We start from the raw sequence: 9,287 nt of genomic DNA on the forward strand, positions 1-9,287 counted from the left end.
GGCGGCGGTTCTTCACGGGGACCGCCGCCCCCGCGGCCTTTCCGCGACCGCCTCGGAGGCGGAGCGCTGACCGGGGACGACCGGCGCCGCCCGGTCCAGCAGACCGGTACGGGCGGCGAGGGCGGCGGCCTCCAGCCGGGAGCCGACCCCCAGCTTCATCAGCACCCGCTGCACATGGGTCCGGGCGGTGCTCGGCGCGATCCCCATCCCGGCGGCGATCACCCGGGTGTCCTCGCCCTCGGCGACCCGGACCAGCACCTCGACCTCGCGCGGGGTGAGCAGGGCGAGCAGCCGCTGGCCCTCGTCGTCGGGCTGGACCGCCGGGTTGAGCAGTTCCGCGAAGGCGCCCGCGAGGAGCTGGGGCGCCACCACGGCCTCGCCCTTGCAGGCCCGGACGATGGCGCGCTCCACGCCCTCTATCCGCTCGTCGTGCCGGACGTAGCCGCAGGCCCCGGCGGCGAAGGCGGCGGCGATGCCGCGCGGGCTCGGCACCGGGCCGAGGACCACCACGGCGACCTGCGGGGCCTCGGCGCGGATGCGGACGACCGGGTCGAAGATGCCCGGTTCGGCGGGGGTGGCGGTGCCGATCAGGCAGACCTCGGGGGCGCGGGCCACCACCAGGTCGGCGGCGCCGGCGGCCGGGGCGGCCGCCGCGAGGACCCGGTGGCCGCGCAGTTTCAGCGCCGAGGCCAGTGCCTCGGCCAGCAGCCGGTGATCGTCCACCACCATCACCCGCACGCCCATCCGGCCGCCCTCCACGCAGTCCCCCGCCCCGGCCCACCGGCCGTACGTCTCCCGGAAGTTACACGCTCCCTCGTGGGCGTGGCCCGGTTTCCCGGCATTCACCGCCCGTCCGCCGGACCCCGCCGCCCCCAACCTCTCCACCTGCCCCCGGCCCTCAAACGCGACCGGGCCCGCGCCCTCCTACGCGTCGGTCCACGCCATCGCGCTCATCCGCCAGCCGTCCGGGGTGCGGACGAACTGGGTGGTCTTGCGGCCGCCGCCCTCGAACCAGGTGCCGTCGCGCCGCCCGGACTTGCCGTACGCGCTGTACCGGTGGGCGACCGAACCGAAGATCTCGGTGCGCTCGGCGGTCTCCCACTCGGAGAACTCCGTCAGCGTCCCGTCGGTCAGCAGCGCCTGCCGGGGCGCGAGGAAGGTGTCGAGGTCGTACACCACCGGCCCCTCCGGCAGGTTCATGATGATCAGGCCCTGCGGGATGAAGACCTCCCGGACGGCGTGCAGGCGCGGCGGCCGGCCCCCGGTGTTGGTGAACGCGTCCATGAAGGACCCCATCAGCGCGTCGAGTTCGGCCTTGGCGGCGGCCTCGGCGGCGTGCTCCGCTCCGTGCCCGGACATGGTTCCCCTTCCGTCGACGGCGCTGCCCCGCCCCCGGCGGTACCGGGGACGGGGCAGAACCAGGATGTGCGGCCCTGTCGACGGGCCGCCGGATCAGCTCACTTCGTGCCGAAGGCGATGGCCAGGTACTCCGGCTCCTTCGTCACCTTGCTGGGCTCGCGGACGTACAGCGAGGACATGAAGAGGCGGCCGTCGCCGTAGATGACCTCGCCGAACTCCGGGAGGAAGTTCCGCTCGACGTTGCGGACGGCTTCGGTGGCCGGGTTCTCCACCAGGACCGTCTGCTTGCCGCTGGGGTCGATGGAGACGATCTGCCCGCCCTTGTCGTACGGCGGCGCCTTGTAGGCGAGGACGTTCTTGCCGTCCATCCGCAGCGGGTAGATCTTGTACTTGCCGCCCGCGTCGAAGCGGTCGCCGGTCTGCTTGCCGGTCTTCAGGTCGAAGGAGAGGATCTCGTTGGTCCGGCCGTACTCCTCGCCCTTGGCGTCGTGCTCGGCGGTGGGGACGAAGAGCTTGCCGTTGCCCGCGAAGATCTGCCGGCAGTCGTGCACCTTGTTGACGCCGCAGTCGTGCTGGTACTTGCCGTCCTCCAGCGCGAAACGGCTCTGCAGGCCGCCCTTGTCGTCGAGGGTGAAGACGTCGGTGACGCCGGAGGCGGTGATGTCCTGCGAGTCGGTGCCGAAGACGACCGGGTCGACCGAGATGACCTTGGCGTTGTCGAGCCCGGCGGGGAGCTTGTAGCTCCACTGCGGGGTGCCGTCGGAGGCGTCGAGGAGTTGCACCTCCATCTTCGGGTTGTCGTAGCTGCCGCACTTGCGGACCGCCACGAGCGCCTCGCCGCCGCGGTAGCCGACGTCCTCGCAGGCGTCGCCGTTCTGCGGCTTCCACAGCTCCTTGCCGGACTTCAGGTCGAAGGCGGCGCCGCCGTCGGTGCCGCCGCCGACCGCCACCGTGCTGCCGCTGATGGAGACCTCGTCGTACCGCGCGGGCCGCGAGCCGACCTCGACCGACTCGGTCCACAGGATCTTGCCGGTGGCCAGGTCGATCGCGGAGATCTTGTCGCAGCCCGGGTACTTGTCCTCCGCCGTGGGCTTGGCGTTCTGGTAGACGACCGCGGCGATGTCGCCGTCGCCGACCTCCGGCGAGGAGGCGCAGTGCTGGCCCGAGAGCGGCGTCGTCCAGGTGACCTTGCCGGAGTCGAGGTCGTAGCCGTTGATCTCGGAGAGGCCGGGCTTGGCGAAGACCTTGCTGGTCAGCCAGGAGCCCTTCACCGGGTAGCTGCTGTCCCCCTTGACCTTGGGCGCGGGGAGCTGGAAGAGCACCTTGGAGTTGGGGTCGGCGGGGACCTTCTCGTCGCCGCCGCCGGAGCCGGCCGGGGCCTCGCCGGAGCCGCCCTTGCCCTCGCCGGTCTCGCTGCTCCCGCCGCCGCCGGCGGTGGTCTCGCTGTCCTGCGAGGACTTGTACCAGAGGCCGCCGCCGACGATCAGCGCGATGACCACCACGGCCGCCGTGACGATCATGGCCTGCGGGCCGAACTTCCGGCCGCCGCCCGGGGAACCCGGGGCGTTCATCGGCACGGTGGTCGGCTGCGGGTAGCCGTAGGGCTGCGGCGGCTGGCCGTACGGCGGCTGCGGGGGCTGGCCCGGGTAGCCGTAGCCGGGGGCGCCCTGCGGCGGCTGGGGCGGCTGCTGCGGGAAGCCGTAGCCGGGGGCCGTCTGCGGGGGCCGGCCGGGCTGCTGCGGGTAGCCGTAGCCGGGCTGGGACGGGGGCGGGGTCTGCGGGTAGCCGTAGCCGGGCTGCTGCTGCGGGGGCTGGGGCGGCTGCTGGGGCTGGTCGCCTCCGGCGGCGGGGCCGTCCTTCTTGTCGAGGGACGGGGGCTGGGCCGGTGGCGGCGCGCCGAATCCGCCGGGCGGCGGGTCCTGCGGGGCGCCGAAACCGCCCTGGGGCGGCTCGTTGGGCGGCTGGGACGGCGGCTGTGTCATGGCGTGGGTACCTCGGTGCGCGTGGGGACGTGGGAAGAGACGTCGGGGAGCGGAGGAGCGGGGGGCGCCGCGCGGGCCGTGGCCCGGCGCGGACGCCCCCGGTGGGTCACTTGGCGTAGGCCAGCATCAGCTTCTCCGCCGCGTCGTCCTTGCCGTTGAGGCGGGTGGTGGAGATGTAGAAGCGTCCGTCGACGTAGTCGACGGCCCGGGAGTAGAAGCCGCGCTCGATCGCCGCGGTCCCCTCGGGCAGCTTCAGGAGCGTGGTCGGCTTGCCGCCGGAGGTGGGGATGGAGACGATCTCCCCGCCCTTGCTGTAGGAGGCCTCGACGTAGGCGAGGAGCTTGCCGTCCTCCATCTTCAGGGGCAGCATCGACCGGCCCTCGGGCGCCTGGACGGACCACTTCTTCTTGCCGGTGGCCAGGCTGGTGGCGACGACCTCGTTGGAGCCGCTCTTGGCCTCGGTCGGCAGGTAGAGGGTGGAGTCGTCGGCGACGGCGCCCACGCAGCCGCGCAGGGCGCGGGACATGATCGACCAGCCGCACTGCGGGCTGAAGGAGACCTCGGACTCGACCTGGGTGGTGATCTTCCCGTTCTCGACGCGGGAGATGTTCCAGGCGTCCTTGTCCTTGTTGGTCGAGTAGATGACCAGCGGGTCCATCGAGTAGACCTTCTCGACGCGCCACCCCTTGGCCACGGCGAGGGTGGACTTGACCTTGCCGGTGGCCGGGTCGAGGACGCTGACCTCGTCGTGCTCGGCGGGCTTGGTCGCGGCGCAGGAGGAGACCATGACGAGGTGGTCGTCCTCGCCGGCCCAGGCGCCGGGGAAGCAGGACTGGCCGTACTTCTTCTTGGTGTACAGCTCCTTGCCGTCGCTCAGCCGGAAGGCGACGCCCGACATGTCGCGCCCGGCGACGACGGTCTCCCCGGCGATGACGACGTCGAGCTGGAGGGTGCTGTCGAACAGGGCGCCCTCGTCGAGGGTGTTGGTCCAGCCGGTCTCACCGGTGGCGAGGTCCAGCTGCATCAGCTGGTTGCACTTGGACTTGTCGGTGTTGCCGTTCTTGTGGGCGATGACGACCTTGCCGTCGACCGCCTGCTTGCTCGCGGCGCAGACCGGGCCGTCCAGTTCGACCTCGTCCCAGCTGGGCTTGCCGCTCTCGATGTCCCAGGCGAGGACGGAGCGGTAGGCCGCCTTGACGGCGGTGGTGTCGGTGACCCACATGCCGGGGGCGTCGGCGCCGCGGCCGGGCGCGTCCGGCGCCTCCTTGTACCAGAGGACCTTCGCCTCGCCTTCCTGGCGGCCCGCGTTGAGGTCCTCCTTCTCGCCGTTGCGGTCGCCCTTGCCGTCGCCCGGGTTGTCCGGGGCGGAGGGGGCGGCGCCGCTGGCGGAGGGAGCCTTGGAGGGGGCGGCGACGGGGTCCTTCTCGTCGTCGCCCCCGGTCAGCGTGACGATGCCGACCACGGCCAGCACCGCCACCGCCACCGCACCGCCGACGATCGCCGCGGTCTTCCCCTTGAACGGGCCGCCTCCGCCGCCGGGTCCTCCGGGACCGGGCTGGCCGGGATAGGTCGGGGGCTGCCCCGGGTACCCGTACCCCTGCTGCGGCTGGCCGTAGGGGCCGGGCTGGCCGTACGGTCCCGGCTGCTGCGGGGCGCCGTACGGGCCGGGCTGCTGGGGCTGGCCGTAGGGGCCGGGCTGCTGGGGCTGGCCGTACGGACCCGGCTGCTGCGGGTAGCCGTAGCCGGGCTGGGCCGGGGGCGGGGTCTGGGGCGGCCGGCTGGGGGGCTGCGGGGGCTGGGCGGGCGGCTGTCCGCCGTCCTGCCCGGGCCCGGGCTCCGGTGGTGGCCCGAAACCGCCCTGCGGCGGCTGCGGAGGCTGGTTGGGCGGCTGACTCATCAGCGGCTCCCCCTCTTCACTGATATTTCGGCACGCCAGTGCTGGCCCACTTTTCTACCACTCGAACAACTGGGCGCGCCGAAGCGGTCCAGCCCTTGTTCCCAAGGGAGGACCGCTCCGTGATGCCTCCGTTACGCCGTCGCCCGGACGCTACCCGGCGTCCTCCGCCAGCTCCAGCCAGCGCATTTCCAACTCGTCCCGCTCCCCGGAGAGTTGGCGCAGCTCCGCGTCGAGTTCGGCCACCTTCGCGAAGTCTGTGGCGTTCTCGGCGATCTGCGTGTGGAGCTTCTGCTCCCGTGTGGAGATCTTGTCGAGCTGCCGTTCCAGCCGCTGGAGTTCCTTCTTGGCGGCCCGCTGGTCGGCGGCCGGCTTCTCCTTGCGCTCGGCCTGCTGGGCGGGGACCGGGGCGCTCGGCCCGTCGGTCTCGGCCATCCGGCGGCGGCGCTCCAGGTACTCGTCCACGCCGCGCGGCAGCATCCTCAGGGCGCCGTCGCCGAGGAGGGCGAAGACCCGGTCGGTGGTGCGCTCGACGAAGAAGCGGTCGTGGGAGATGACGATCATCGAGCCGGGCCAGCCGTCGAGGAGGTCCTCCAGCTGGGTCAGGGTCTCGATGTCCAGGTCGTTGGTGGGCTCGTCGAGGAAGAGGACGTTGGGCTCGTCCATGAGGAGCCGCAGGATCTGGAGCCGGCGGCGCTCACCGCCGGAGAGGTCGCCGACCGGCGTCCACTGCTTCTCCTTGGTGAAGCCGAACTTCTCGCAGAGCTGCCCGGCCGTCATCTCCCGGCCCTTGCCGAGGTCGACCCGGTCCCTGACCTGCTGGACGGCCTCCAGGACCCGGGTGGCCGGGTCGAGTTCGGCGACCTCCTGGGAGAGGTGGGCGAGCTTGACGGTCTTGCCGACGACCACCTTGCCCGCGACCGGCTGGGCCTCGCCGCCGGTGCGGGCCGCCTCGGTGAGGGTGCGCAGCAGGGAGGTCTTGCCGGCGCCGTTGACGCCGACCAGGCCGATGCGGTCGCCGGGGCCGAGCTGCCAGGTCAGGTGCTGGAGCAGCACCTTGGGCCCGGCCTGGACGGTGACGTCCTCCAGGTCGAAGACGGTCTTGCCGAGCCGGGCGGAGGCGAACTTCATCAGCTCGCTGGTGTCGCGCGGCGGGGGCACGTCGGCGATCAGCTCGTTGGCCGCCTCGATGCGGTAGCGGGGCTTGGAGGTGCGGGCCGGGGCGCCGCGGCGCAGCCAGGCCAGCTCCTTGCGCATGAGGTTCTGCCGCTTGGTCTCCTCGGTGGCGGCGCGCCGCTCGCGCTCGGCCCGGGCGAAGACGTAGTCGCTGTAGCCGCCCTCGTACTCGTGGACGTCGCCGCGCTGCACGTCCCACATGCGGGTGCAGACCTGGTCGAGGAACCAGCGGTCGTGGGTGACGCAGACGAGGGCGGAGCGGCGGGCCCGCAGGTGTCCGGCGAGCCAGGAGATGCCCTCGACGTCGAGGTGGTTGGTGGGCTCGTCCAGGATGATCAGGTCGGGCTCGCCGATGAGCAGCTTGGCCAGGGCGATGCGGCGGCGCTCGCCGCCGGAGAGCGGGCCGATGACGGTCTCCAGGCCCTGCGGGAAGCCGGGCAGGTCCAGGCCGCCGAAGAGGCCGGTGAGGACGTCGCGGATCTTGGCGTTGCCCGCCCACTCGTGGTCGGCGAGGTCGCCGATGATCTCCTGGCGGACGGTGGCGGCCGGGTCCAGCGAGTCGTGCTGGGTGAGGACGCCGAGCCGCAGCCCGCCGCTGTGGGTGACGCGTCCGGTGTCGGCCTCCTCCAGCTTGGCGAGCATCCGGATGAGGGTGGTCTTGCCGTCGCCGTTGCGGCCGACGACGCCGATCCGGTCGCCCTCGGAGACCCCGAGCGACACCCCGTCGAGCAGGGCACGGGTGCCGTAGACCTTGCTGACGGCCTCGACGTTGACCAGATTGACGGCCATTTCACTCCTGTACGGGGATGGGTGCGGCCTCCAGCGTAAACGCGGCCGGCGTGGTGCGGTCGGGGCGTCTCAGCCCTGGTCGGCGCGGGCGGCGACGGTGTCGCGGCCCGGCTCCGGGTCCTGGCCGACGACGGTGGCGCCGGCGGCCGGGGAGGCGGCGACGCGGGCGCTGCGGCAGGTGCCGGAGGCGGCGAGGGCCTCGGCGATGCGGGCGGCGGCGGGGGCGTCCTCGGCGAGGAAGGCGGTGGTGGGGCCGGAGCCGGAGACCAGGGCGGCGAGGGCACCGGCCTCGGTGCCGGCGGCGAGGGTGGCGGCGAGCGCCGGGTTGAGGGAGAGGGCGGCGGCCTGGAGGTCGTTGTCGACGGTGGCGGCGAGCGCGTGCGGGTCGCCGTCGCGCAGAGCGGCCAGCAGCTCCGGGGAGGCGGTGGGCGCGGGCACCTCGCGGCCCTCGCAGAGCCGGTCGAACTCGCGGTAGACCGCCGGGGTGGACAGCCCGCAGTCGGCGGCGGCGAAGACCCAGTGGAAGGTGCCCCCGACCGGGAGCGGCTCCAGCTTCTCGCCCCGCCCGGTGCCCAGCGCGGCCTCGCCGACCAGGCTGAACGGCACGTCGCTGCCGAGGTCGGCGCAGATGCTGAGCAGCACCTCGCGCGGGGTGGCGAGGCCCCACAGGGCGTCGCAGGCGACCAGGGCGGCGGCGGCGTCGGCGCTGCCCCCGGCCATGCCGCCGGCCACCGGGATGTCCTTGGCGATGTGCAGGTGGACGTCGGCGGTGCGCCCGGCCCGCTCGGCCAGCGCCAGGGCGGCGCGGGCGGCGAGGTTGGAGCCGTCCAGCGGGACCTGGGCGGCGTCGGGGCCGGTGACGGTCAGCCGCAGGCCGTCGGCGGGGGTCGCGGTGACCGTGTCGTAGAGGCCGACGGCGAGGAAGACGTTGGCCAGGTCGTGGTAGCCGTCGGGGCGCGGGGCGCCCACCGCGAGCTGGACGTTGACCTTGGCGGGGACGCGGACCGTGATGCTCACTGGGGAGTGGGCCTTCCGGGAGGGGTCGGGGTGGGGGTGCGGCGTGCGGACCGGGTCAGCGGGCCGGGGCGTGCTCGGCGATGGCGGCGAACTCCTCGACCGTCAGCGACTCGCCCCTGGCCTGCGGGGAGACCCCGGCGGCGACCAGCGCGGCCTCGGCGGCGGCGGCCGATCCGGCCCAGCCGGAGAGGGCGGCCCGCAGCGTCTTGCGGCGCTGGGCGAAGGCGGCGTCGACCACGGCGAAGACCTGTTCGCGGGTGGCCGTGGTGGCCGGGGGCCCGTCGCGGCGGACCAGGGAGACCAGGCCGCTGTCGACGTTGGGCGCGGGCCAGAAGACGTTCCGGCCGATGGCACCGGCGCGCTTGACCTCGGCGTACCAGTTGGCCTTGACCGAGGGCACGCCGTACACCTTCGAGCCGGGGGCGGCGGCGAGGCGGTCGGCGACCTCGGACTGCACCATGACGAGCGTGCGCTCGATGGTGGGGAAGTGCTCCAGCATGTGGAGGAGGACCGGGACGGCGACGTTGTACGGGAGGTTGGCCACCAGGGCGGTCGGGGCGGGGCCCGGGAGTTCGGTGACGCGGAGGGCGTCGGAGTGGACCAGCGCGAAATGCGCCGCGCGGGCGGGGAGGCGGGCCTCCACCGTGGCCGGGAGGGCTGCCGCGAGGGTGTCGTCGATCTCGACGGCGGTGACGTGCTGTGCCGTCTCCAGGAGGCCCAGGGTCAGGGAGCCGAGGCCCGGGCCCACCTCCACCACCACGTCGTCGGCGCGGACGTCCGCGGTGCGGATGATGCGGCGGACGGTGTTCGCGTCGATGACGAAGTTCTGGCCGCGCTGCTTAGTTGGGCGGACGCCCAACGCTGTAGCTAGCTCGCGGATGTCGCTGGGGCCCAGGAGGGCGTCCTGTCCGGGGGACAGGGGGTTCTCCGGCGGCTGGGGGTCAGTGGGGCTGCTGGTCACCGGTCAAGCGTACGGGGCTCCGGGGCTGGGGGTGCCTCCGGCGGTGGTGGGGGGCCTCCGGCGGTGGTGGGGGGCCTCCGGCGGTGGTGGGGGGCCTCCGGCGGTGGTG

The 9,287-nt window shown here is 73.6% G+C and carries 7 protein-coding genes; all 7 read right to left on the reverse strand.

Annotation, left to right across the window (positions count from 1 at the left end; translation table 11 throughout):
- Positions 1-12: 12 nt before the first annotated feature.
- A complete protein-coding gene (locus IF45_RS0127255) occupies positions 13-744 on the reverse strand; it encodes a helix-turn-helix transcriptional regulator (protein WP_030310088.1) in 732 nt (243 codons plus the stop codon).
- 180 nt (positions 745-924) lie between these two features.
- Entirely contained in the window at positions 925-1,359 is a 435-nt protein-coding gene (locus tag IF45_RS0127260; protein WP_008413209.1) for a hypothetical protein, read from the reverse strand.
- Between the two features lie 98 nt (positions 1,360-1,457).
- Entirely contained in the window at positions 1,458-3,341 is a 1,884-nt protein-coding gene (locus IF45_RS0127265) for an outer membrane protein assembly factor BamB family protein (protein WP_015507270.1), read from the reverse strand.
- Between the two features lie 106 nt (positions 3,342-3,447).
- Entirely contained in the window at positions 3,448-5,238 is a 1,791-nt protein-coding gene (locus tag IF45_RS0127270) for an outer membrane protein assembly factor BamB family protein (protein WP_030310089.1), read from the reverse strand.
- Positions 5,239-5,388: 150 nt separating this feature from the next.
- Positions 5,389-7,200, reverse strand: a complete 1,812-nt coding sequence (locus tag IF45_RS0127275; RefSeq protein ID WP_003950269.1) for an ABC-F family ATP-binding cassette domain-containing protein — start codon at positions 7,198-7,200, stop codon at positions 5,389-5,391.
- A 69-nt stretch (positions 7,201-7,269) separates the two neighbouring features.
- Entirely contained in the window at positions 7,270-8,217 is a 948-nt protein-coding gene (locus IF45_RS0127280) for a 4-(cytidine 5'-diphospho)-2-C-methyl-D-erythritol kinase (RefSeq protein WP_010643073.1), read from the reverse strand.
- A gap of 55 nt (positions 8,218-8,272) precedes the next feature.
- Complete coding sequence (gene rsmA, locus IF45_RS0127285; RefSeq protein ID WP_015507272.1) at positions 8,273-9,178, reverse strand: 16S rRNA (adenine(1518)-N(6)/adenine(1519)-N(6))-dimethyltransferase RsmA; 906 nt, start codon at positions 9,176-9,178, stop codon at positions 8,273-8,275.
- Positions 9,179-9,287 lie beyond the last annotated feature (109 nt).

Source organism: Streptomyces albidoflavus, assembly GCF_000719955.1.
Classification (GTDB): Bacteria; Actinomycetota; Actinomycetes; order Streptomycetales; family Streptomycetaceae; genus Streptomyces; species Streptomyces albidoflavus.

Bases quoted from the DNA above. Each gene is read 5' to 3' on its own strand.
- IF45_RS0127255 (WP_030310088.1), bottom strand. From the start codon at position 744: ATGGGCGTGCGGGTGATGGTGGTGGACGATCACCGGCTGCTGGCCGAG.
- IF45_RS0127260 (WP_008413209.1), bottom strand. From the start codon at position 1,359: ATGTCCGGGCACGGAGCGGAGCACGCCGCCGAGGCCGCCGCCAAGGCC.
- IF45_RS0127265 (WP_015507270.1), bottom strand. From the start codon at position 3,341: ATGACACAGCCGCCGTCCCAGCCGCCCAACGAGCCGCCCCAGGGCGGT.
- IF45_RS0127270 (WP_030310089.1), bottom strand. From the start codon at position 5,238: ATGAGTCAGCCGCCCAACCAGCCTCCGCAGCCGCCGCAGGGCGGTTTC.
- IF45_RS0127275 (WP_003950269.1), bottom strand. From the start codon at position 7,200: ATGGCCGTCAATCTGGTCAACGTCGAGGCCGTCAGCAAGGTCTACGGC.